The organism is Nocardia transvalensis NBRC 15921, assembly GCF_000308875.1.
Lineage (GTDB): Bacteria > Actinomycetota > Actinomycetes > Mycobacteriales > Mycobacteriaceae > Nocardia > Nocardia transvalensis.
Genome location: NZ_BAGL01000062.1, coordinates 1 through 22,889, shown reverse-complemented (window position 1 = coordinate 22,889; position 22,889 = coordinate 1). Strand labels below are relative to the sequence as shown.

General features: G+C 70.4%; 22 protein-coding genes. 13 read left to right on the top strand and 9 right to left on the bottom strand.

The window, feature by feature from the left end:
* Positions 1-299 precede the first annotated feature (299 nt).
* Positions 300-1,631, top strand: a complete 1,332-nt coding sequence (locus ON41_RS21470; RefSeq protein ID WP_246829576.1) for a DoxX family protein — start codon at positions 300-302, stop codon at positions 1,629-1,631.
* 78 nt (positions 1,632-1,709) lie between these two features.
* Here the strand turns inward: ON41_RS21470 and ON41_RS21465 are convergent, their stop codons facing one another.
* Positions 1,710-2,675 (bottom strand): poly(ethylene terephthalate) hydrolase family protein, encoded by a 966-nt coding sequence (locus ON41_RS21465; protein WP_157185569.1) that lies wholly within the window; start codon positions 2,673-2,675, stop codon positions 1,710-1,712.
* Between the two features lie 76 nt (positions 2,676-2,751).
* On the opposite strand from ON41_RS21465, the gene ON41_RS21460 reads away from it, so the two are divergent.
* The 4 genes from ON41_RS21460 to ON41_RS39235 all read left to right on the top strand — a co-directional run bounded on the left by ON41_RS21460 (position 2,752) and on the right by ON41_RS39235 (position 6,798).
* Positions 2,752-3,162, top strand: a complete 411-nt coding sequence (locus ON41_RS21460) for a PPOX class F420-dependent oxidoreductase (protein WP_051162109.1) — start codon at positions 2,752-2,754, stop codon at positions 3,160-3,162.
* Positions 3,163-3,214: 52 nt separating this feature from the next.
* Positions 3,215-4,483, top strand: a complete 1,269-nt coding sequence (gene cobA / locus ON41_RS21455) for a uroporphyrinogen-III C-methyltransferase (protein WP_040749510.1) — start codon at positions 3,215-3,217, stop codon at positions 4,481-4,483.
* Between the two features lie 26 nt (positions 4,484-4,509).
* Positions 4,510-6,027 (top strand): MFS transporter, encoded by a 1,518-nt coding sequence (locus ON41_RS21450; protein WP_051162107.1) that lies wholly within the window; start codon positions 4,510-4,512, stop codon positions 6,025-6,027.
* Positions 6,028-6,216: 189 nt separating this feature from the next.
* Positions 6,217-6,798 carry a Uma2 family endonuclease gene (locus ON41_RS39235; protein WP_051162105.1) on the top strand — a complete coding sequence of 194 codons (582 nt, stop codon included), beginning with the start codon at positions 6,217-6,219 and terminating at the stop codon, positions 6,796-6,798.
* Here the strand turns inward: ON41_RS39235 and ON41_RS21440 are convergent.
* The 3 genes from ON41_RS21440 to ON41_RS21430 all read right to left on the bottom strand — a co-directional run bounded on the left by ON41_RS21440 (position 6,782) and on the right by ON41_RS21430 (position 10,702).
* Positions 6,782-7,699 carry an SMP-30/gluconolactonase/LRE family protein gene (locus tag ON41_RS21440; RefSeq protein ID WP_040749509.1) on the bottom strand — a complete coding sequence of 306 codons (918 nt, stop codon included), beginning with the start codon at positions 7,697-7,699 and terminating at the stop codon, positions 6,782-6,784. The two genes, ON41_RS39235 and ON41_RS21440, sit on opposite strands and share 17 nt — an antisense overlap.
* Before the next feature lie 133 nt (positions 7,700-7,832).
* Positions 7,833-9,197, bottom strand: coding sequence for an aspartate aminotransferase family protein (locus tag ON41_RS21435; RefSeq protein ID WP_083905521.1), 1,365 nt, complete (start codon positions 9,195-9,197; stop codon positions 7,833-7,835).
* A 14-nt stretch (positions 9,198-9,211) separates the two neighbouring features.
* On the bottom strand, positions 9,212-10,702 hold the full coding sequence (locus ON41_RS21430; protein WP_040749508.1) for a CoA-acylating methylmalonate-semialdehyde dehydrogenase: 1,491 nt from the start codon (positions 10,700-10,702) through the stop codon (positions 9,212-9,214).
* A 112-nt stretch (positions 10,703-10,814) separates the two neighbouring features.
* Between ON41_RS21430 and ON41_RS21425 the strand changes: the two genes are divergently transcribed.
* On the top strand, positions 10,815-12,401 hold the full coding sequence (locus ON41_RS21425) for a PucR family transcriptional regulator (RefSeq protein WP_040749567.1): 1,587 nt from the start codon (positions 10,815-10,817) through the stop codon (positions 12,399-12,401).
* A gap of 138 nt (positions 12,402-12,539) precedes the next feature.
* On the opposite strand, the gene ON41_RS21420 is transcribed toward ON41_RS21425, so the two are convergent.
* Positions 12,540-12,914 (bottom strand): ankyrin repeat domain-containing protein, encoded by a 375-nt coding sequence (locus tag ON41_RS21420; protein ID WP_040749507.1) that lies wholly within the window; start codon positions 12,912-12,914, stop codon positions 12,540-12,542.
* A 133-nt stretch (positions 12,915-13,047) separates the two neighbouring features.
* Here ON41_RS21420 and ON41_RS21415 point away from each other — a divergent pair, with 133 nt between their 5' ends.
* Together ON41_RS21415 and ON41_RS21410 are read left to right on the top strand one after the other, a co-directional pair.
* Positions 13,048-14,127, top strand: coding sequence for an NAD(P)H-dependent amine dehydrogenase family protein (locus ON41_RS21415; protein ID WP_040749506.1), 1,080 nt, complete (start codon positions 13,048-13,050; stop codon positions 14,125-14,127).
* Positions 14,124-14,615, top strand: coding sequence for a carboxymuconolactone decarboxylase family protein (locus ON41_RS21410; protein WP_040749505.1), 492 nt, complete (start codon positions 14,124-14,126; stop codon positions 14,613-14,615). Before ON41_RS21415 ends, ON41_RS21410 begins: the two co-directional genes overlap by 4 nt.
* 3 nt (positions 14,616-14,618) lie before the next feature.
* Here ON41_RS21410 and ON41_RS21405 read toward each other — a convergent pair whose 3' ends face one another.
* On the bottom strand, positions 14,619-16,031 hold the full coding sequence (locus tag ON41_RS21405; RefSeq protein WP_246829575.1) for a three-helix bundle dimerization domain-containing protein: 1,413 nt from the start codon (positions 16,029-16,031) through the stop codon (positions 14,619-14,621).
* 216 nt (positions 16,032-16,247) lie between these two features.
* Positions 16,248-16,991, bottom strand: a complete 744-nt coding sequence (gene yaaA / locus ON41_RS21400) for a peroxide stress protein YaaA (protein WP_040749504.1) — start codon at positions 16,989-16,991, stop codon at positions 16,248-16,250.
* A 58-nt stretch (positions 16,992-17,049) separates the two neighbouring features.
* Between yaaA and ON41_RS21395 the strand changes: the two genes are divergently transcribed.
* On the top strand, positions 17,050-18,807 hold the full coding sequence (locus ON41_RS21395) for a proline--tRNA ligase (RefSeq protein WP_040749503.1): 1,758 nt from the start codon (positions 17,050-17,052) through the stop codon (positions 18,805-18,807).
* A 97-nt stretch (positions 18,808-18,904) separates the two neighbouring features.
* On the opposite strand, the gene ON41_RS21390 is transcribed toward ON41_RS21395, so the two are convergent.
* Both ON41_RS21390 and ON41_RS21385 read right to left on the bottom strand, forming a co-directional pair.
* Positions 18,905-19,339 carry a DUF4439 domain-containing protein gene (locus ON41_RS21390; protein ID WP_040749502.1) on the bottom strand — a complete coding sequence of 145 codons (435 nt, stop codon included), beginning with the start codon at positions 19,337-19,339 and terminating at the stop codon, positions 18,905-18,907.
* A 55-nt stretch (positions 19,340-19,394) separates the two neighbouring features.
* Positions 19,395-19,931 carry a hypothetical protein gene (locus ON41_RS21385; protein WP_040749501.1) on the bottom strand — a complete coding sequence of 179 codons (537 nt, stop codon included), beginning with the start codon at positions 19,929-19,931 and terminating at the stop codon, positions 19,395-19,397.
* A gap of 211 nt (positions 19,932-20,142) precedes the next feature.
* Between ON41_RS21385 and rimP the strand changes: the two genes are divergently transcribed.
* The 4 genes from rimP to ON41_RS21370 all read left to right on the top strand — a co-directional run.
* Entirely contained in the window at positions 20,143-20,796 is a 654-nt protein-coding gene (rimP, locus tag ON41_RS21380; RefSeq protein ID WP_040749565.1) for a ribosome maturation factor RimP, read from the top strand.
* Positions 20,793-21,821 carry a transcription termination factor NusA gene (nusA, locus tag ON41_RS21375; RefSeq protein WP_040749500.1) on the top strand — a complete coding sequence of 343 codons (1,029 nt, stop codon included), beginning with the start codon at positions 20,793-20,795 and terminating at the stop codon, positions 21,819-21,821. The genes rimP and nusA overlap by 4 nt, the downstream gene beginning before the upstream one ends.
* A gap of 35 nt (positions 21,822-21,856) precedes the next feature.
* Positions 21,857-22,252 (top strand): YlxR family protein, encoded by a 396-nt coding sequence (locus ON41_RS40445; RefSeq protein ID WP_306307786.1) that lies wholly within the window; start codon positions 21,857-21,859, stop codon positions 22,250-22,252.
* A 111-nt stretch (positions 22,253-22,363) separates the two neighbouring features.
* A partial coding sequence (locus ON41_RS21370) for a translation initiation factor IF-2 N-terminal domain-containing protein (protein ID WP_040749499.1) occupies positions 22,364-22,889 on the top strand: 526 nt, incomplete at its 3' end.

The window sequence follows — 22,889 nt, the reverse complement described above, 5'->3', positions numbered from 1 at the left end:
TCGAAACGCCTGGGTGCCAACGTGTTCCGGAAACAGGCGGAGACGCGGCGGCGGGCGTGTCCGAAGAAATGTAACGCGTTCCAATTGGTGCGCGGGCGGGATTCGGCCGGGAATTCGCCGAGTTCCGCTGATCGGGACCGGCGATTGCGGTGGTGGTGCTCGCACCACCTCGGCCGGGGGTGCTGACTGGTAAGCCCTGAGGAGTAGCCCGCCTCGGGGTGGGAATCGGGGGCTTCCCGGAAGCGGCAGGGGCACGCATTCCGTAGTTTCGGAGCGCGAACTGCACAGAAAGGACGAGCGTGGGCGCCATCGTTACCGCCCCGCCCGCGACGCACTCGGAGATCGACGAGGCGCCGCGGACGGGCTGGAATCCTCTCACCCGGATCGTGTTCCGGTTCTCCTTCCTGTACTTCGGATTGTTCTGCGTGATCTATCCGCAGCCGGTCACCACATTCCTGGGATGGCTGCTCGAATGGCTGCCCGAGGAAACGGTGATGGGCGCGGTCCGCCCGCTCGCCCCGGTGCTGCGATGGGTGGGCCGCACGGTCTTCGGGGCCGATGTCGAGTTGCGGTTCAACGGCAGCGGCGATCAGGGCATCATGTGGGTGCTGCTGTTCTGCCTGCTGGTGATCGCGGTGGCCGGGACGCTGGCGTGGTCGTTGCTGGACCGGCGGCGCGCCGACTACCGGCGGCTGGCGGGCTGGTTCCTGCTGTTCGTCCGGCTGTGCGTGGCCGGGCAGATGATCAACTACGGGTTCGGCAAGGTGATCCCGTCGCAGATGCCGGAACCGACGCTGACCACGCTGTTGCAGCCGTTCGGCGAGCTGGCGCCGTTCCAGGTGCTGTGGAATCAGGTCGGCGTGTCACCGGTGTACGAGATGCTGCTCGGCGCGGCGGAACTGACGGCCGGAATCCTGCTGCTGATCCCGCGCACCGCGCTGGCGGGCGCGATGCTGACGCTGATCAGCATGGCGCAGGTGTTCGTGCTGAATATGACCTTCGGCGTGCCGGTGAAGATCCTGTCCGGTCATCTGCTGCTGCTGAGTCTGGTGCTGCTGGCTCCGGAGGCGCGCCGGCTGCTCGACGTGCTGGTGCTGAACCGCGCGACGGGTCCCTCGACCGCGCCCTACCCTTTCCACACGCGGCGGTCGCGGTGGATCGCGGCGGTCGCGCAGCTCGCGCTCGGTCTCTGGGTCGGCTCGGCGATCGCGCACGCCGGCTGGGGGTTCTGGCAGGAGGGCGGGCCCGACCGCCCGAAGCCGCCGCTGTACGGCATCTGGTCGGTTTCGGAGTTCACCCGCGACGGGCAGCCGCTACCGCCGCTGCTCACCGACGAGAACCGGTGGCGCACACTCGTGGTCGACTTCCCCGGGCAGATCACGTATCAGCGGATGGACGGCGCCCTCGTGACCGTGCCCGGTACGGTCGACGAGGCGACGCACCACCTCGACATCACCGGCGGTCCGCAGCCGGCCGCGCTGAATGTCGACCGCCGATCCGCCGACAGCGCGATACTCACCGGCGAGGTGGGCGGACATCCGGTGACCATCGCGCTGCGGCGGGTGGACCCGGATACCTTCCCGCTGCGTAGAACGGGATTCCGCTGGGTGCAGGATGTACCTCTGGAATGACACCCCCAGACTCCCGCCGTGCCCCGCACGGCGGGCCGCCCCGCTCAGCCCCCACGCACTGAGCGGGGCGCGGGTCGTTCAGCTCGCCGCCGCGCCGATCTGGTTGGCCCAGTTGGGATTCGGCTGGTAGAACTCGCCGGACCCGGGAGTGAACGCGCCCCGCGCGAACCCCTCACCCCACAGCTGTCCCACCAGCCAGGCCGTCGGATATCCGAGATAGCCCTGCACACCGGTCGTGCACGGGAACGAGGCCTGCGCGCACCCCGGCTGGCCCTGCGGGTCGTTGTGGTTGGCGCGCACCAGCGTTCCCCACGCCTTGGTGACCGAGGGCGGGGTGGCGTCGTAGTAGGCCCGATTGGATTGCAGGCCCGCCGGCTGCCAGGGCGGCGGATTCGACGGGGAGATCAGCGCGTCCTCGCCCCCGTTGACGTACAGCACCGAACCGGAGGTGAGACGCCGCGAGTCGGAGCATCGCGTCGAGTCGTTGCAGAACGCCTGGGCCGGAAGTTCCAGCGGGACAGCGGTCTTGACCAGGCCGCCGGAATTCGCCAGCGCGTTCAGAGCCCCCGACGCGCCCTGGGAGTGGCCGATCGCGCCGACGGCGTCGGTGTTCAGCCGGTTGTGGAAGACACTGGCCGGATCGGCGGAGGAGTCGATCAGATACCTCGCGGCCGCGGTGATGTCGGCCCCGGTCCCGGTGTTGCGGTTCTCGGTGGCGATCACCACGAACCCCCAGGACGCGAGATGTTCCAGCAGGTAGGCGTATTGGCGCGGCACCGCGTCGGTGCCGTTGCCCCAGGTGATGATCGGATGCCGGACGCCGGCCACGCCCAGATCGGTCGGGTACCACACGTCGTAGGCGGCGCCGGTGGAATCGCAGCAGCCGAATCCGGGCCGCGCGGTGACGGCCAGCGGGCCACGCTGGGCGAACACCGTCTCCACCGGCCCCGTCGGCCCGTACGGCTGATCGGCGTGCGCGACCGGCGCGGCCGCCAGGACGATCGCGGTCAGAGCTACCAGGATCCGGAAGACACCTCGTCGCATGATCGCAGCATAGAAGCACATCGGCGCTCCGGGTGGTTCCATCCGGAATAGGCATGGCGCGCGCCGGGTTCGCAGAATGGTGACCGCCGAACTTTCCGATGACCTCAAGAAACACCTCGACACCGCGAAGGTGTTCGCCACCATCGCCACGATCGGCCGCGACGGGCAGCCGCACCTCGTGGTCAACTGGATCGAACGCGACGGCGACGAACTGGTGTACTCCACCACCGTGACGCGCCAGCAGTACAAGAACCTCGCGCGCGACCCGCGCATCACCGTGATGATCAACCCGCCGGAAGACCCGTACCGGTACGCCCAGATCCGCGGGACCGTGACCCTGACGCCCGATCCGGAGCGGGAACTTCCGGACCGGTTGTCGCGGAAGTACACCGGACAGCGCTACGCCGACTTCAACCCGGGCTCGGCGAACGACGCCGACCGGGTGATCGTGCGCATCACGCCGACCAAGGTGCTCGGCCGGTTCTGAGGACCGCCTCCGGGTGTGGCCGTCGTCGGCGCAGGCCGTAGGCTCGAACCTTGTGCCGAACACGCCAGCCGACCCGCATGCAGGGGACCCGAACTACTTGGTCGGGCTCGATCTCGCCGGCCGCCGCGTCGTCGTGGTGGGCGGCGGGACCGTGGCCCAGCGCCGGCTCGGACTGCTCATCGCCTCCGGCGCGGACGTGCACGTCGTCAGCCGTGCCGTGACCCCGGCCGTGGAGGGTATGGCGAGTTCCGGGCAGCTGACGCTGCACCTGCGCGAATACGCCGACGGTGATCTCGACGAGGCCTGGTACGCCATCGCCTGCACCGACGAACCGGAGACCAACGCCGCCATCGTGGCCGAGGCGACCCGCCGCCGCGTGTTCTGCGTGCGCGCCGACAACGCTCGCCTCGGCACCGCCGTCACCCCGGCCTCCGCGCGCTACGACGGGATGACGCTCGGCGTACTCGCGGGCGGGCAGCACCGCCGGTCGGCCGCCGTGCGGACCGCGCTGCTGGAGGCATTGCAGTCCGGCGTCGTGACCGACGATTCCGGCCCGGTCGCGCCCGGCGTCGCCCTGGTCGGCGGCGGGCCGGGCGATCCGGATCTCATCACCGTGCGCGGGCGGCGGCTGCTGGCGCGCGCGAATCTCGTTGTCGCCGACCGGCTCGCGCCGCCGGAACTGCTCGCCGAACTCGGACCCGACGTCGAGGTGGTCGACGCCGCCAAGATCCCGTACGGGCGGGCGATGGCCCAGGAGGCCATCAACACCGCGCTGGTCGAGGGCGCGAAGGCCGGAAAATTCGTGGTGCGGCTCAAGGGCGGCGACCCCTACGTGTTCGGCCGCGGCTACGAGGAAGTGGAGGCGTGCGTGGCCGCGGGCGTGCCGGTGACCGTTGTTCCGGGCGTCACCAGTGCGATCTCCGTGCCGGCAGTGGCCGGTATCCCGGTGACGCATCGCGGCGTCACTCATGAATTCGTGGTGGTCAGCGGGCATATCGCGCCCGATCATCCGGATTCGCTGGTCGACTGGCCCGCCCTGGCCCGGCTGCGCGGCACTCTCGTGCTGCTCATGGCGGTGGAGCGCATCGAGCAGTTCGCCGAGGCGCTCATGGCCGGCGGGCGGCCCGCCGAAACCCCGGTCACGGTCGTGCAGGAGGGCAGCCTGCGTACCCAGCGCATCGTGCGCGCGGATCTCGCCACCGCCGCGGAACGCGTTCGCGCGGAAGGCATCCGGCCCCCGGCGATCATCGTGGTGGGCCCGACCGCAGGCTTCACCGCGGGCGCACCGGATGCCGCCGAAACGTCGGCTACCGGACGGTAGGTGCCCATCCGTTACAGTGGCTCACTGTGCTCGATAACCCCGCCAACCCCGCCGCGACTGTGCAGTATCCGGTGACGAAGCGGGCCTTCGGTTTGCCGATCCTGGTACTCAGCGGGTTGCAGCTGATGGTGATCCTGGACGGTTCCGTCGTGATCCTCGCCCTGCCGCGGCTGCAGGAGCCGGATCAGATGGCCCTGTCGAGCGCGGGCAGCGCCTGGACGGTGACCGCGTACGGACTGACCTTCGCCGGGCTGATGCTGCTCGGCGGCCGTCTCGGTGATCTGTTCGGCCGCAAGCGAATGCTGATCATCGGGGTCTCGTTGTTCACGCTGGCGTCGCTGGCCTGCGGACTCGCGCAGAACGAGGCGATGTTGATCATCGCCCGCGCGATCCAGGGCGCGGGCGCGGCGGTGGCGGCGCCCTCGGCCATGGCGCTGGTCGCCAGCACGTACGCGCCGGGCCCGGTCCGCAACCGCGCTATCGCGATCTTCGGTTCGATGGCGGCCGTCGGATCCGTCGGCGGGCTCGTCATCGGCGGTGCGCTGACCCAGCTCAACTGGCGGCTGATCTTCCTCATCAACGTTCCGATCGGTGCGCTCATCCTGCTCGGCGCGCTCTACCGACTACGGGACACCACCCCCGAGCGGCTCACGCTGGACGTGCAGGGCTCGATCCTCGGCACCGCCGCCTGCGCCGCGATCGTCTTCGGCGCCACCGAGGGACCGGAGATGGGCTGGTCCAGTCCGTGGATCTTGGGCGCGCTGATCGCGGGCGTCGTGCTGCTGATCCTGTTCGTCCTCGCCGAGCGGTACGCCGAGAATCCGGTCTTGCCGCTCGCGCTGTTCCGCAACCGCGACCGGGTGGCGACCTTCATCGCGCTGCTGCTGGGTTCGGGCGTCCTCGCGGCGATGACCTACTTCGTGGCCCAGTTCCTGCAGAACATCGTCGGGTACAGCCCGCTGGTGGCGGGTCTGGCGTCGATCCCGTTCACCCTCGCCGCGGGCGTGGGCACGGCCGTCGCGACCAAGGCGGCGCTGAAGGTGCGGCCGCGCTGGATCCTCGTGACCGCGGCGGTGTTCCTGGCGGTGGCCGGGGTCTACGGGTCGACCCTCGACGGGTCCGTGGAATATCTGCCCACGCTGCTGATCCTCCTGCTCCTCGCGGGTGTGGGCGTCGGCCTGGTGATCGTGGTGGCGCCGCTGTGCCTGCTGGTCGGCGTTCCCGTCTCCGAGGTGGGCCCGCTATCGGCGATCGGCCAGATGACCTTCAATCTCGGTACCCCGCTCGCCATCGGCGTGCTGACCCCGATCGCCGCGTCCCGCACGCTGGCGCTGGGCGGCCGGACCGGGAAGGCCGCGGATATGAGCGCCGCCGAGATCTCCGCGCTCAGCAGCGGGTACACGCTGGTGCTGCTCCTGTGCGGTGTCGGCGCGATCGCCGTCGGCCTGATCGCCCTGACGCTGCGGTACACCCCGCAGCAGCTGGCTCAGGCGCAGCACGCGCAGGAGGAGGCGCAGCAGTCCGGGGCCTCCGGGACGCTGTAGCCGCCACGGCCCCTATCCGCCGGTCCGGGCGGTGTTCCGGACCCGTGTTCCCGCACCCGGTCCGGCCGCTCGCACACCCTGTCGTCGCAGCTAGGGGTGCGTGAGCGGGCTTGCCGTGCGCGGGGATTTCTCGGCCTGCGCCCTACCGGCCAGCGGGTTACGCTGACTCGAACGGCTGAGGAGGGGGCCATGACCGCAGTACCGATCGACCGGATCCGGTCTCGTCGGGGGTGGACCTACGACGAGGTCAAGGATCTGCGGTTGCCGTTCGACTGGGAGCTGGTCGACGGGGAGATCGCCGTCCGTGATTCGCCGAACGGCTGGCACGGCGCCGTCCGCGACGCGCTGCTGACCGCGCTGGGGGAGGCCCGCCGCGCGCCGTACGCGGTGCTCGCCCAGCAGTGCGTCCTCGTGGACGAATTCAATCCGGCGCTACCGGATGTGGTGGTCGTCGACGAGACCCGGGTCGACCTGTACTCCGCCGAGTACGTGCCGGTCGAGTCGGCCACGCTCGTCGTCGAGATCGCGGGCGCGAGCCTCGCCGACGACTGGTTCCGCAAGCCGCAGCTGTACGCGGCCGCGGGCATCGCCTACTTCTGGCGGGTGGAGCGGGGCGAGGACGACCGGCCGATCGTCTACGAGTACTGGCTGGACGAGGAGCTCGGCAGCTATGTTCCCGCGCCGCGATGGATACACGCGGGCCATTTTTCCGGGACGGTCCCGTATCCGGTGCGGATCGACTTCCCGACGGATTTCACGGCACCGTGGTGACGGCGACGGACGATTCGGCGAGGCTGCCCAGATACAGCGTGCCGTCGCGTTCGGCGACGCCGGTGACCAGGGCGTAGTCGTCGCCCTCGCGTTGCAGGTCGTGCACGAGCGCGCCGGTGAAGTCGAAGGCCTGCACCCATGCCGTGCGCGCGGGCTTCGGCTGCAGCGCCGAGGGCAGCGACCAGGCGATGCGCCGGAGTATGCCCGGCAAGGGAAGCAGCTTGTCCAGCAACGGATTTCGCGGTGTCACCAGGGTGACCCAGGCCAGCCCGTCGCTGCCCAGCCCCATATTGTCCGGCATGCCCGGCAGGTTCTCCACCAGGTAGTCGGTGGAGCCCGCGTCCGGGCCGGTCAGGTGGTGACGGGCCACCCGGTACGCGGCGGTCTCGGCGACCAGGACGCACGAGCGGTCGGGGGCGAGGACCACGCCGTTGGCGAACTGCAACCCGTCGATCAGGGTGTCGATGCGGCCGTCGGGGTGGCGGCGGAACAGCCGGCCGGTGCCGGAGTGCTCGTAGAAGTCGCCCATGTAGTTGTCGAAGCCGTACCGGCGGGTCGACGCCGAGAAGTAGATCGTGCCGTCGGTATCCGCGACCACGTTGCTGGCGAAGTTGAGCCGTTCCCCGTCCACCTCGTCGACGAGGACCTCGATCTGCCCGTGTGGCTCGGCGAGGCGTAGCAGCCCACGCTCGGAATCGCAGATCAGCAGCGCGCCATCGGGTTCGGCGTGCAGGCCGAGCGGCCGCCCGCCGGTGTGGCCGACCTGCTCCACCGCACCGCTGTCCGGATCGACCGCCAGGATCGCTCCGCCCGCGATGCCGGTGAACACCCGGCCGTCCGGTCCGACCACCACGTCCTCCGGCGACGCCCCGGGCAGCGACAACAGCCGGGGCGCGGGCATCGGTGGGACACTGCGGCTTTCGCGGGCGCGCGGGGGCGCGGCCGGTGGTGTCCATCGATGCGCGTCGAACGATTGCGGAGCCATAGTCCCGAACCGTACCGCGCCGCGCGGCGGTATCCGGACGGAAACCCGATCAGACCGTGTGCCGGTCCGCGACCGCCAGGGCCGAGTCCAGGATCGCCATCCCCTCCTTGGCCTCGGCCTCGGCGACCGTGCAGGGCGGGACCACGTGCAGGCGATTGAAGTTGACGAACAGGAGCAGTCCGGCGGCGCGGCAGGCCGCGACGACCTCGGTCATCGCGGGGGAGGTGCCGCCGTACGGGGCGAGCGGTTCGCGAGTCCGCCTGTCCCGCACCAGTTCCAGCGCCCAGAACACGCCCAGCCCGCGCACCTCGCCGATGCTCGGATGCCGGTCGGCCAGCTCGCGCAGCCCCGGGCCCAGCACGTCCGCGCCGATCGCGGCGGCGTTCTCGACGATGCCCTCCTCGGCCATGGCGGTGATGGTGGCGACCGCGGCGGCCGTCGCCAGCGGGTGACCGGAGTAGGTCAGCCCGCCGGGATAGGCCCGGTCGTCGAAGGTGGCGGCCACCCGCGGGCCGATGGCCACGCCGCCCAGCGGCACATAGCCGGAGTTCACGCCCTTGGCGAAGGTCAGCAGGTCGGGGACGACATCGAAGTGGTCGATGGCGAACCACCGCCCGGTGCGGCCGAATCCGGCCATCACCTCGTCGGCGATGAACACGATCCCGTATCGGTCGCACAGCTCCCGCACCCCGGCCAGATATCCGGGTGGCGGCACCATGATTCCGGCTGTGCCGGGGACGGATTCGAGGATGACGGCCGCGATGGTGTCGGGCCCCTCCATCGCGATGGTCTGCTCGAGATGCGCGAGCGCCCGCTGGGACTCCTCGGCCTCGTCGCGCGCGTAGAACTGCGACCGGTAAAGGAACGGCCCGTGGAAGTGCACCACGCCGGCGGTGCCACGATCGTTGGGCCACCGGCGCGGATCACCGGTGAGATTGACCGCGGTCTCGGTGCCGCCGTGATAGGACCGGTAGCGCGCCAGCACCTTCGGGCGTCCGGTGTGCAGGCGCGCCATCCGCACCGCGTGCTCGACCGCGTCGGCGCCGCCGTTGGTGAAGAAGATCCGGTCCAGCTCGCCGGGCGTGCGCTCGGCGATGAGCCGGGCGGCCTCCGAGCGCGCGGCATTCGCGTGGTGCGGCGCGACCGTGCACAGCTTGGCGGCCTGCTCCTGCACGGCCGCGACGACCTTCGGATGCTGGTGTCCGATATTGGTGTTCACCATCTGCGAGGAGAAGTCCAGCAGCCGCTTGCCGTCGCCGTCCCACACGTAGCTGCCCTGGGCGGCGGTGACGGTCATGGGTTTCAGGTTCTTCTGCGCCGACCACGAGTGGAAGACGTGACGGCGGTCCAGCTCGTAGGCGCGGGCGGCCTCGGCGCGGGCGTCGTCGGGGGTCAGGCCGTTGGGCAGTGTCATCGTGTGCGCCTCCGTCAGTCGTTGCGGGGAAAACCGAGGTTCAGCCCGCCGTGGCTGGGATCGAGCCAGCGCGAGGTGACCGCCTTGGTCCGGGTGAAGAAGTGCACACCGTCCGCGCCGTGCGCGTGCGAGTCGCCGAACAGCGAGGACTTCCAGCCGCCGAAACTGTAGTAGGCCATCGGCACCGGGATCGGCACGTTGATGCCGACCATGCCGACCTCGACCTCGTTCTGGAAGCGCCGGGCCGCGCCGCCGTCGTTGGTGAAGATCGCGGTGCCGTTGCCGTAGGGGTTGGCGTTGATCAGGGCGAGGGCGTCCTCGTAGCTCTCGGCCCGCACGACCGACAGCACCGGGCCGAAGATCTCGTCGGTGTAGACGCTCATCTCGGGCGTGACCTCGTCGAGGAGCGTCGGGCCGAGCCAGAATCCGTCCGCTCCGCCGTCCGCCTCGACGCCGCGGCCGTCGAGCACCACGCGCGCGCCCTCGGCCTCGCCCTTCGCCACGTAGCCGGCGACCCGATCGCGGTGCTCGCGCGTCACCAGCGGGCCCATATCGGTGCCGCGGGTGCCGTCGCCGGTGCGAATAGTCCTGGCGCGGTCGGTGATTCGGGAGACTAGAGCGTCGGCGACCTCGCCGACGGCGACCACCACGCTGATCGCCATGCAGCGTTCGCCGGCCGAGCCGAATCCGGCGTTGACCGCGGCGTCGGCGGCCAGATCGAGATCGGCGTCGGGCAGCACCACCATGTGGTTCTTCGCCCCGCCCAGGGCCTGCACCCGCTTGCCGCTCGCGGTGCCGTGCTCGTAGACGTAGCGCGCGATGGGCGTGGAGCCGACGAACGACACCGCCTTGATCGCCGGGGCGTCCAGCAGCGCGTCGACCGCGGCCTTGGCGCCCTGCACCACGTTGAACACCCCGTCCGGCAGGCCCGCCTCGGACCACAGGCGCGCCAGCCACAGCGCCGCCGAGGGGTCCTTCTCACTCGGCTTGAGCACCACGGTATTGCCCGACGCGATGGCGATCGGGAAGAACCACATCGGCACCATCGCGGGGAAGTTGAACGGCGAGATGATCGCCACCGGGCCCAGCGGCTGCCGGATCGAGAAGATGTCGACCTTCGTGGAGGCGTTCTCGGTGAAGCCGCCCTTGAGCAGATGCGGTATGCCGCAGGCGAATTCGACCACCTCGAGGCCGCGGGTGACCTCGCCGAGGGCATCGGAGAGCACCTTCCCGTGTTCGGCGGTGATGATCGCGGCCAGGTCCTCGCGCCGCTCGTTGAGCAGTTCGCGGAACCGGAACAGGATCTGGGTGCGGCGGGTCAGCGAGGTGTCGCGCCAGGCGGGGAATGCCGCCGCGGCGGCCGCGACCGCCACACCCGTATCGGCGGCGTCGGCGAGGGCCACCTGTCCGGTGACGGCGCCGGTGGCGGGGTTGGTCACCGGTGCGGTCGCCGGATTCGTCCCGTCGAACGGCTTGCCGTCGACCCAGTGCGTGATGGTCTGCATGGTGCTCCTCGCCTCGCGTCGTCTGCGACCCACCGACCACTGTGCCCCAGCACGCTCCGCGGCCGAGGCGACGATATGTCGGTCGTTCGGAAGAATGTTTTACGATTCGTCGGTGCTGCCGACCATCGCCGATATCCTCGCCATGCCGGTCGTGCGCGCGGGCGAGCCCGAGATCGCGGGCGGCGGCGCGGACCTGTCGCGGGATGTGCGCTGGGTGCACGTCAGCGATGTGGCCGATGTGGCCACCCTGTTGACCGGCCGCGAGCTGGTCCTCACCACCGGCCAGCCGCTGGCGCACGGTGCCGCGGCGACGAGTGCCTATCTGGAATCGCTTGCCGCGGCGGGTGTTTCGGGTCTGGTGGTGGAGCTGGGTAGTTATGTGGCCGAGCTGGACCGGGCGGTCGCCGCCGATGCCGACCGGCTCGGACTGCCGGTGATCGCCCTGCACCGCGTCACCCGCTTCGTCGAGGTGACCGAGGCCGTGCACCGGGTGATCGTGGCCGACCAGTACGCCGAACTCGAATTCGCGCATTCGGTGCACGAGACCTTCACCGCGCTGAGTGTGCGGCGGGCGTCGCTGGAGGAGATCGTGCGGACCGCCGCCGATCTGCTGGACGCCTCGGTGGTGCTGGAGGATCTGGCGCACCGGGTGCTGGCGCTGACCGCCCGCCACGCCTCCACCGCGGCGCTGCTGGACAACTGGGAGACGACCTCGCGGATGCTGACCGAGGACGAGAGCGTCGTCCCCGTCGGCCCGCACACCCAGCGATGGGGGCGGCTCCTCCTGCGCTCGCCGCATATCCCGACGGCTCGCGCGCGCCTGGTGCTCGAGCGCGCCGCGCAGACCCTCACCCTGCACCGGATGATCGAGCGCGACCGCTTCGGGCTGCATCGGCAGGCGCAGACCGGGCTGCTCGAGGATATGGTCGGCGGGCGGCTCGGCGACGAGCGGGACGCGATGGCCCGGGCGGCGGCGCTCGGCCTGGCGCGGCGTGCGCGATACGTCCCGCTGGCGGTGCACGTCGCGGCGCTCGCGGAACCGGATCCGGTGGCCCGGCAGCGGCGGGGCGCGGCGCTGCTGGATGCCGCCGGGCACGGCCTCGCGCTGACCAAGGCCACCGCGCTGTCGGCAGCGGAGCACGATCGGCTCACGCTCATCGTGGCCGTCGGCCGCTCCGGCGATCCGGACGATCGGCTGGGGGAGGTGTGCGCCGCGGTGGCCGCCGAGGTGCGCCGCGTCGACGGGGTGCTTCGGGTCGTGATCGGCGTCGGCGCGGATTCCGAATCGCTGCTGGACACCGCCCGCGAACTGGCCCATGCCGGGCACGTCGCGGAGGTGGCGCTGTCGCTGAATTCGGCGGCCCCGCGCCCGTTCTACCGCAGCGGCGACGTCCGGTTGCGCGGGCTGCTGTCGCTGATCCGCAACGAGCCCGGAGTGCAGCACTTCGCCGAGACCGAACTCGGCGCCCTGCTGCGCCACGACATCCGCCACCGCGGCGACCTCACCGCCACCCTCCGCCAGTTCCTCGACCTCGCGGGCAACAAGACCGAACTGTCCCGCCGCATGAACATCAGCCGCCCCACGCTCTACGACCGACTCTCTCGCATCGAACGCGTGCTTGGCGTGGATCTCGACGACGGCGAGGTCAGGACGTCGCTACACGCGGCACTGCTCATCCGCGACCTGGCCAAGCCGTAGGCGCTACGTCCGTGACCGGCCACCCGTACCAACCCATTTTTCCGGCACGCTCTTGGCCGGAATCCACCTCGGCCGCGGGAGATTCCGGCCAAAAGCGTGCCGGAAAAAAGAGGGGAGTGCTGAGGTGGAGCGCGGTGGTCAGCCGAAGAGTTTCAGTAGCTCCGTCTTGCCGAACATGGTGGCGGAGTCGCGGGCCGAGGGGGTGCCGGCGTCGGGGTCGGCGCCTGCGGCGAGGAGGGCCTTCAGGATCTCGTCCTCGCCTTTGAATACCGCGCCGGCGGCCGGAGTTTGGCCCTTGTCGTTGGGGCGGTTGGGGTCGGCACCGTGGTTCAGGAGAGCTGCGACCACTTCCCGGTGGCCGTGGTAGGCGGCGAGCATGAGGAGGGTGTCGCCGCGGTCGTTGGTGAGGTTCGGCGGGATGCCCGCTTCCAGGTAGGCCGTCAGCGTGGCCGCGTCGCCGGTGCGGGCGAGGTCGAAGACCTTGGTCGCCAGCTCGATCAGCTCCGGGTCCATATCTGCGCTTTCCACCTCGCTACTTCTACCACCGAGACGTGAACGACCCCCGGAAAAACGCAGGCCGGGGCCGTGTCACGCACAGATATCGCAAGTCGAGGACAGCCGACCAAGCGCTTGCTACGCTCACGCGATGATCCCCACGATCGTCTGGGGCACCGGCAATGTCGGCCGTGCCGCCGTCCGGGCGGTGGCCGCCCATCCCGCGCTCGAGCTGTCCGGTGTGCTCGTCCACAATCCGGACAAGGACGGGCGCGACGCCGGTGAACTCGCCGGTCTCGACCGCACGCTCGGCGTCGCCGCCTCGACCGATATCGAGGCGGCGCTGGCGGCGCGTCCCCGCGCGGTGGTCTACGCGGCCTCCGGCGATATCCGGCCCGACGACGCGCTCGCCGATATCGTCCGGGCGATCCGCGCGGGCGCCGTCGTCGTGACGCCCGCGCTGTACGCCTTCTACGACCACCGCAGCGCCCCAGCGGAATCGCGCGATCAGGTGCTGTCCGCGATCGAGGACGGCGGCGGCTCGCTGTTCGTGTCGGGCGTCGACCCGGGCTGGGGCAACGATGTGCTGCCGCTGCTGGTCGCCGGGCTCGGCAGCGAGGTCGAGACGATCCGCTGCCAGGAGATCTTCGACTACACCACCTACGACCAACCCGATTCGGTGCGCTATCTGGTGGGCATGGGCCAGCCGATGGAGTACGAGCCGCCGATGCTCGCGAACGGCATCCCGACCATGGTGTGGGGCGGTCAGATCCGGCTGCTGGCCCGCGCGCTGGGCGCCGACATCGACGAGATCCGCGAGACCGTCGACCGCCGCCCGCTCGACGAGACCGTGGCCACCGAGCGCATGGGCGAATTCGAGGCGGGTACCCAGGGCGCCGTGCGATTCGAGGTGCAGGGCATCGTCGGCGGCGCACCGCGGCTGATCATCGAGCACGTCACCCGCATCCATCCGTCCTGCGCGCGGGACTGGCCGACACCCCCGGACGGCGACGGCGCCCACCGGGTGATCGTGGAGGGCCGTCCGCGCATCGAGGTGACCGTCGAGGCCACCGACGAGGACGGCAACCGCTCGGCCGGCGGTAACGCCACCGCGGTCGGCCGCCTGGTCGGGGCCGTCGAATGGCTGGCCGCCGCCGAACCCGGACTCTACGACGCGCTCGACGTGCCGCTACGCCCGGCGGCCGGAATTCTCGGAAGGACAGCGCCATGATCATCGATGTGCCCGAGGGCCGTGACCCGATCGAATACGTCTGGGGTGAGATGGTCCCCGGAATCGGCACGGCCGCCTCGCAATTCGCGCTCGCGGTGTACTCGCACAGCACGCTGGGGCTGCGCGAGTTCGAGGCGGCGCGGCTGCGCATCGCCCAGATCAACGGCTGCCTGTTCTGCCAGGACTGGCGCACCGAGCGCGACGGCGTGAAGGTCGAAGAGGAGTTCGCCGAGGCCGTCACCGACTGGCGCACAACGGATCTGTTCGACGAGCGCACCCGCCTCGCCGCCGAGTACGCCGACCGCTATGCGCTGGACCACCACAATCTCGACGACGAGTTCTGGACCCGCATGCTCGCCCACTACACCCAGGCCGAGGCCGTCGAACTCACCATGTGCCTGGGCTCCTGGCTCGGCTTCGGCCGCCTCAACCACGTCTTCGGCTTGGACGCTGTCTGTGTTCTGCCGAGCCATCTGGAGAACAGGTAGCCCTCAGTTGTAGGACTCCGCGACGCCGTCGAGCAGGTGCTCGAGGGTGTCGTAGGCGGGGGTGTCCACCACGTCGACTACGTCGGCGGCCGCCGGAACCTTGTGTTCGGCAACCACTTTCGCGAACTGCGCGCCGTCGTTGGGGCGGAAGCCGTGCTCGGCGGCCAGGCGTTGCAGATCGGGATCGGTCGACAGCAGGCGGCCGATCCGGTCGCCCGCGGAGGTCAGCGGGACCAGCGTGTGCCGCGACAGCACGGTCGGTGACGGGTACAGCAGGGTCATGTCGGGCTGCAGCTTGCCCTCGACCCCGGCCTCCACGAACTGCGCCTCGTACGCCCACACCATCGGCGTGGGACCTATTCCCGCCGAGAGGTATTCGGCGAAGGGCCCTTCGCTGGAACTGTCGGTGAAGCCCTGCTTGGTGAACAGCCGCGCCACCTTGGAGACCACGAACTCCTCGGCGGTCCGGCCGCGCACGATCGCGTTGTCGTTGGCGACGTAGCCGGCGACGGCCAGATACATGGCGGCCGAATTCGAGGTGCGCGGATCGGTGGTGGAGATGAGCAGACTCTTGCGTACCGGGTATTCGGTGTTGCCCTCCAGCTGGTCCCACTGCACGCCGCGCTGGGTGAGGTCGAGGTAGCGGTTCATGTCGAAGGTGGGCACCGGGCCCGGCCGCACCACACCGGCCTTGGTCAGCAGGTCGACGATCGGCCGGAAGGTCGCGATGGCCATCGGCGAGGAGAACGGGGTGTACCTGTCCGTCGTATTGCGCTGCCGCAGAATGCGTTCCGCGGCGGGTGTGCTCGACGGGAACGCGAAATCGTAGGTGCCGAGGTCGACGGTGGTCGCGATCTGCCGCGATCCGGCCCGGTCCACCTGCACCTTGAAGCCGTTGCGGGCCAGTACCGCGGCCACGTTCGGATCGTCGAAGAACGCCGCCTTCTCCGAGCCGACCACGCCGCTCACCGTGGTCAGCGCCGGGGCCGCCGCGGCGGGGGATTCAGGGGAGGAACCGCCCAGGCCGACGGCCGCCGCCACCGCCGCGACCACCACGAGCGCACCGGCCGGTAGCGCCAGGCGGCGCGGAGTCCACGGCGGCGGCAGCAGATCCCGCACGGCCGCCAGACCGCGACCCGAGCCCGCGCTCTCGGCCGCATCGCCCTCGGTGGTCTCGGGCTCCGGGGCGGGCTCGGGAGCGCCGTCCAGGTCCCGCCGGGCCATCCGCTCCACCAGAATGGGGACGAAATCGCGAATCGAGGCGTCGTCGAATCTGTTTCGCGCCGCACCGACGGCACTTCCGATCCGTTCCTGCGAATGGCTGTCGGTATAGCTTTCGACAAGCCGATTCGTCAGCTCGCGCAGCGCCTTTTCCTCACGGGCCGCCTTGTCTTCAGGGGTGGTACTGACACCCACGCCAAGCTCCTCGGCATCGCAGCGAAAATATCCGCGCGCACCCGGCGCGCGGCGCCAACCCTACGGTATGTCGACCGACATTCCCAAGCGAGGCAATGACTTTGCGGACCGTCCGTTCCGAAGCGATTGAACGACAGGTGTTTTCGTCACCGCGAATTCGAATTCACGCCGATATCAATTCCGTTCGAATTGGCTCGTACGCTACCGGGAATTCACTCAGGTGAGCACCAGGAGTTCGGCGGACGACGAGATCTCGACGCGCAGCCCGGCCTTCTCCGCGACCCGCGCCACCCCGCGGATATCGCTCGGCTCGGAGCGGCCGCACACCAGCGCGCGGGCCAGCAGGCCCTTGTGGTGCTTGTTGAAATGGCTGACCACCGTGCGGGTGCCGTCGGGCCGCTCGGTCAGCACGGTCGCGGTGACCGCGCCGGGGATGCGGCCCAGCTGCTGGTAGCTGCCCGAGCGCAGGTCGACCACCAGCCGCCCGGCCGTCTCCGCGCGTAGCGCCGGCGCCAGCTCCGGTTTCCACAGCGACGAAAGGGTCGGCAGCCCCGGCAGTTTGGACCCGCCCGACAGCCGGTACGCCGGGATCGGATCGCCCGCGCGCACGACCCCGAACAGCGCCGAGCCGATGGCCAGCCGGGCGCGGGCCTTCTCCCGCTGGACCTTGGTGAACCCGCCCGCGTCCAGCGCGTCGTAGAGCACGCCGGTGTAGCGCTCCAGCGCCGGGCGCGTGGGGGAGGTGCGCAGCGCGGCGTTGCGGGCGATCTCCGGATCAGCCCCCTTGCCGAGCGCCAATGCCGTGCGGGCCGTCTCGGGATCGTCGGCCAGCGCCACCAATTCGGCGATCAGCTTGTCCCGCACCGCGGTGAGCTGCGGCAACCACAGCTCGTCCAGGTCCAGCGGACCGAGGTGGCCGCCGTCGGACTTCGTTTCGGAGGGAGGCAGGATGACCAGCACGGGGGGATACGGTAACGCTTTGCCTGTGCCCGGGGAGCAGGGGCTACGCTGTGCACCCGTGATCACCCGCCTCTCCCACCTGTTTCTGCGCACTCTGCGGGACGATCCCGCCGACGCCGAGGTGCCCAGCCACAAGCTGCTCGTCCGTGCCGGGTACGTCCGCCGCGTCGCGCCGGGCGTCTATTCGTGGCTGCCGCTGGGCCTGAAGGTGCTGCGCAAGGTCGAGAACGTGGTGCGCGAGGAGATGAACGCCATCGGCGGCCAGGAGATCTCGCTGCCCGCGCTGCTGCCGCGCGAACCCTACGAGACCACCAACCGCTGGGTCGAGTACGGCGACAGCCTGTTCCGGCTGCAGGACCGCAAGAAGGCCGACTACCTGCTCGGACCCACCCACGAGGAGTTGTTCGCGCTCACCGTGAAGGGTGAGTACAGCTCGTACAAGGACCTGCCGGTCACGCTGTATCAGATCCAGACCAAGTACCGCGACGAGGAGCGGCCGCGCGCCGGCATCCTGCGCGGGCGCGAATTCGTCATGAAGGACTCCTACTCCTTCGATCTGGACGAGGCCGGGCTGGAGGCCAGCTACCAGGCGCACCGGGCGGCCTACCAGCGCATCTTCGACCGGCTCGGCGTCACCTACGTGATCGTCGCCGCCACCTCGGGCGCCATGGGCGGCAGCGCGTCGGAGGAGTTCCTGGCCGACAGCCCCGTCGGCGAGGACACCTATGTGGTCTGCCGCGAATCCGGATACGCCGCCAATGTCGAGGCCGTGGTCACGCCCGCGCCGCCGGAGATCCCCCTCGACGGGCAGGCCCCGGCGCAGGTGCACGACACCCCCGACGCCCCGACCATCGCGACGCTGGTCGACTGGGCCAACTCCGCCGGTGTCGGCGAGCGGCTCGGGCGTCCGGTCACCGCGGCCGACACCCTCAAGAACGTGATGGTCAAGCTGCGCCACCCGGACGGCAAGTCCGAGATCCTCGGCATCGGCGTTCCCGGGGATCGCGAGGTCGACGACAAGCGGCTGGGCGCCGCGCTCGAGCCCGCCGAGGTGGAACTGCTCACCGAGGAGGACTTCGCCGCCAACCCGTTCCTGGTGAAGGGGTATATCGGGCCGAAGGGGCTGCAGGACAACGGGGTCCGCTATCTGGTCGACCCGCGCGTGGTGACCGGCACGTCGTGGATCACCGGCGCCGACGCGCCCGGCCGGCACGTGGTCGGCCTGGTCGCGGGCCGCGACTTCACGCCCGACGGCGTGATCGAGGCCGCCGAGGTCCGCGAGGGCGATCCCTCGCCCGACGGGCGCGGCCTGCTGCACGCGGCGCGCGGTATCGAGATCGGTCACATCTTCCAGCTCGGCTACAAGTACACCGATGCCTTCGAGGTCGACGTACTCGGCGAGAACGGTAAGCCGGTGCGGCTGGTCATGGGGTCCTACGGCGTCGGCGTCTCCCGCATGGTCGCCGTGCTCGCCGAGCAGATGCACGACGACAAGGGCCTGCGCTGGCCCCTGGAGGTCGCGCCGTACCAGGTCCACGTCGTCATCGCCAACAAGGACGAGGGCGCCCGTGCCGGCGCCGAACAGGTCGCCGCCCAGCTGGACGCCGCCGGCCTGGAGGTCCTGTTCGACGACCGCACCGCCTCCCCGGGCGTGAAGTTCAAGGACGCCGAGCTGCTGGGCATGCCCCTGGTCCTGGTCGTCGGCCGTGGCTGGGCCGACGGCAAGGTCGAACTGCGCGACCGCTTCGCGGAGACCAACGAGGAAGTCGCGGCCGACGATGCCGTGGCCGCGGTCCTCGCCAAGGTGCGCGGCTGAGGAAAAGAGGTTGAGCCGCGGCTGAGGAACAGGTGTAGCCGCGGCCGAGGAACGGATTGCGCCGTGGCCGCGGCAGACCTGTGCCCGTGACCTGGGGCTAGACCTTGCCCGGGAACGAGGCCGTTGCGGGGTTCGTGCCCAGGATGGCTTGCCAGGTCGCGAGGCGGACGGCGGATTCGGTGAGGGCGTCGATGGCGGTGCGCCGGACCTGGGGGGAGTCGGCGCGCTCCACCACCGACCGCCAGGCGGCCGCCGTATCGGATTCGACCGTGACCGCCAGGTTGGCCGCCGGGATCGGGTCGTTCACCGGGAACGGCGGCGGGTAGGCGGCGGCCGGGGCGGGCACGGGCGCGCCGATCGACTTCAGCGCGTCGGCGGTGGCGTCGCGGCGGGCGCGGTGCGCGGCGGTGAACTCCGCGACGATCTGATTGCGTTCGTGCGCGGCGTAGGCGGCGATCACCCCGTAGGCGTAGACCGCGGCGTACTCGGCGGCGAGGGCATCGGTCAGCGCCTGCTGATCCGGTGTCGTCATGCTGCGTTCTCGTCCTTTCGGGCGCGAGCCGAGAGTGGTGAATTCGTCTGTCCGCTCATGCCAGCAACACCCCGGCATGCGTGGCGCAGCTGGCGCTGATCGAGGCCAGCAGGCCCGCGCGGAATCCGGACCGGCCGACCGACAGATCGGCGGCTGACCGCTGCGAGCGGGTCAGCTGCTCGCGCAGGGCCGCGACGGTCGGCGGCGGGACGGGGGCCGCCGGCGGCGTCACCGGCGGGGTGTTCGACTTCGGTTTCGTGCCGTCGCCGTAGACCCCGATCGCCCGGTCGATCTCGGCGCGCAGCGCGTCCGCGTGCTCGGTGCGCTGCGTCGCGATCGCGGTGAGCGCGGCCGTGCGTTCGGGTGCGACGGCCATCGCCGCCCGCGCCCACACGGCGTCGGCGCGCGCCTCCCGCTCCGGCGCCAGCAACACGTCCGGCTGGACCGGCTTGTCGTCGGTGCAGGCCGACGCCCCCAGCACGGTGACCGCGACGGCGCCGCCGCCGGTGATCCGCAGCATCGAACGGCGGCTCAGGGCGGGGAGATTCGCGGCCGCTGGGCGCGGCGGGACGCGGTGATGGCTGCTCGGCACGCGTACATCGTGCCAGCCCTCGTCCGGGGCGGACGCGCGCAGGGCCGCCGACGCGAAATTAGGGAAGGTTGGCTGGTCCTTTACACTCTTGCAGCGCGTTACGCTGGAGCAGCGGCGGACACTTTCGCCGTCGATGCTCGCTGACCAAGCCCGGACCAGGGCCGATACCGACAACGCCACCCCGTCACAACTGAACCAGGAGCCGCCCCACATGCCCATGCCGACCGAGGAAAGGGTGAGCCAGCTTGTTGCTGGACCCGTCGAGCGCCGAGGATTCGACCTCGAGGGTGTGGCGATCGCGGCCACCGGTCCGGCGCGGGTGACGGTGACCGTGGACAGTGACGAGGCCATCGGCCTGGACACGATCGCGGAATTGAGTTCGGAGATCTCGCAGGCCCTCGACGAGGTCGGGGATTTCGGCGAGGCGGCGTATCAGCTGGAGGTCACTACCCCGGGAATCGACCGCCCGCTCGCCGCGCCCCGGCATTGGCGCCGCGCCCGCGGCCGCAAGGTGCGCGTCACCCTGCGCCCGGGCGCGCCCGCTCCGGAGAACGCCGGCACATTCGACGCCCGCGTGGGCGCGGCCTCCGATTCCGAGGTGGCGCTCGTGCTCGGTGGAAAACGAAAACCGCACCGCGTCACCGTACCGCTCGCCGATATCCAGAGTGCCGTTGTTCAGGTGGAATTCTCGGCGCCCGGCGCCGCGGAGATGGAGTTGGCGGGCGGCGTGGCGCCGGGACGTCCCGAACCCGGCGCCGCGGCCGAGGACGAGCCGAATGCCGCGAGATCGCCCGGGAAATCCGGGAGAGAAAATCAGGAAGCACCCGAATCAGTAGCCGCGCCGACCGAAGGGATCGTGGAATGAACATCGAAATCGAAGCCCTGCGCGCGATTGTCGCGGACAAGGGGATCTCGATGGAGACCGTGATCTCCGCGATCGAGTCCGCGCTGCTGACCGCGTACCGGCACACCGACGGGCACGAGCCCAACGCCCGCATCGATATCAACCAGAAATCCGGTGTGGTGCGCGTGATGGCCCGCGAGGTCGACGCCGACGGCAACGTCATCACCGAATGGGACGACACGCCTGAGGGTTTCGGCCGCATCGCCGCGACCACCGCCCGGCAGGTGGTGCTGCAGCGGTTGCGGGACGCCGAGAACGAGAAATCCTTCGGCGAATTCTCCACGCACGAGGGCGATATCGTCGGCGGCGTCGTCCAGCGCGACGCCCGCATGAACGCCCGCGGCACGATCGTGGTGCGCATCGGCAGCGAGGCGCACGGCGCGGAGGGCCTGATCCCGCCGGCCGAACAGGTCCCCGGCGAGACCTACGAGCACGGCGACCGCATCAAGTGCTACGTGTACGCAGTCTCGCGCGGCCCGCGCGGCCCGCAGATCAACCTGTCGCGCTCGCATCCGAATCTGGTGCGGCGGCTGTTCGCGCTCGAGGTCCCCGAGATCGCCGACGGCTCGGTCGAGATCGTGGCGGTGGCTCGCGAGGCCGGGCACCGCTCCAAGATCGCGGTCCGCAGTACGGTGCCGGGCGTCAATGCCAAGGGGGCCTGCATCGGCCCGATGGGCCAGCGGGTGCGCAACGTGATGAGCGAGCTGGCCGGTGAGAAGATCGACATCATCGACTACGCCGACGATCCGGCCACCTTCGTCGGGAATGCGCTGAGCCCGTCCAAGGTTGTCTCCGTCACGATCGTGGACCCCGAGGCCCGCGCGGCCCGGGTCGTCGTCCCCGATTTCCAGCTGTCCCTGGCGATCGGCAAGGAGGGCCAGAACGCCCGCCTGGCCGCCCGCCTGACCGGCTGGCGCATCGATATCCGCAGCGACGCGGCCCCCGATGTACAGGGCTCCGTTCGTACGGAAGCGCCGCACGGGTAGAAGCCGTCATTCCGCAACGGCAGTGGTGGAGTGACATGTTGGTAACTAAGCAGAGGGCTGGATGCGGGGATCTGGACATGGCAGCGGTAGAGTGGACGCAGGCTCAGCACGAGTCTCCGGTTTCCACGCGTTCCGCGCGGGGCGAGGCACCGTCCTCGGGTCCCGTACGGACATGTGTGGGGTGCCGGAAACGCGAGCTGGCCGCCGATCTGTTGCGGATCGTGGCGTCGTCATCCCAGACCGATGGCGTGGCGATCGTTCCCGATCCGCGGCACAGATTTCCCGGGAGGGGTGCCTGGTTGCACCCCGATTCGGCTTGTCTGGCCGCGGCAGTTCGGCGCCGAGCGTTCGGCAGAGCGCTAAGAGTGTCCGGAAAACTGGATATCTCAGCCCTGGAGCACTACGTGGAGAACAGGCACGAGCACTCATGAGCACACCGTGAAGTACCAGCGATGATCGGCCATCGAAGATAATCGGAGGTCGTGCGGACTTCCGTCCATTCCGGACGGACTGTCACGCTCGACCTCTCAGTGAGGAGAGCAGTGGCAGGCAAGGCCCGCGTGCACGAGTTGGCGAAAGAACTCGGTGTCACGAGCAAGCAACTACTCGCAACGCTCAAGGAGCAGGGCGAGTTCGTGAAGTCGGCGTCGTCGACGGTGGAGGCACCCGTCGCGCGCCGGCTGCGGGAGTCGTTCTCGGCGAAGTCCACCCCGTCGAACGGCGCCGCGAAGTCCGGTGCGAGGTCCGGTTCCGACCAGGGCGCCCGCCCGGCCGGTGGAGGTAAGCCCGCGTCCGGCGCGACCCCGGGTCCCCGTCCCGGCCCGCGCAGCGCACCCAGCCCGGCGGCCCAGGCGAAGCCGGCGCCCGCTGCGGAGCAGCAGTCGTCCGCTCCGGCGGCCCGGTCCGACAGTGAGGCCCCGGCGTCGCGTCCCGGCCCGGCCGTGAAGCCCGGCCCCGCGCCCAAGCCCGGCGGCCCGCGTCCGGCCGCGCCGTCCCCGGCGGCCGCGGCCCAGCAGTCCACGCCCGCGCAGCAGCAGCCGCAGCAGGGTTCGCGCCCGGCGCCCGGCG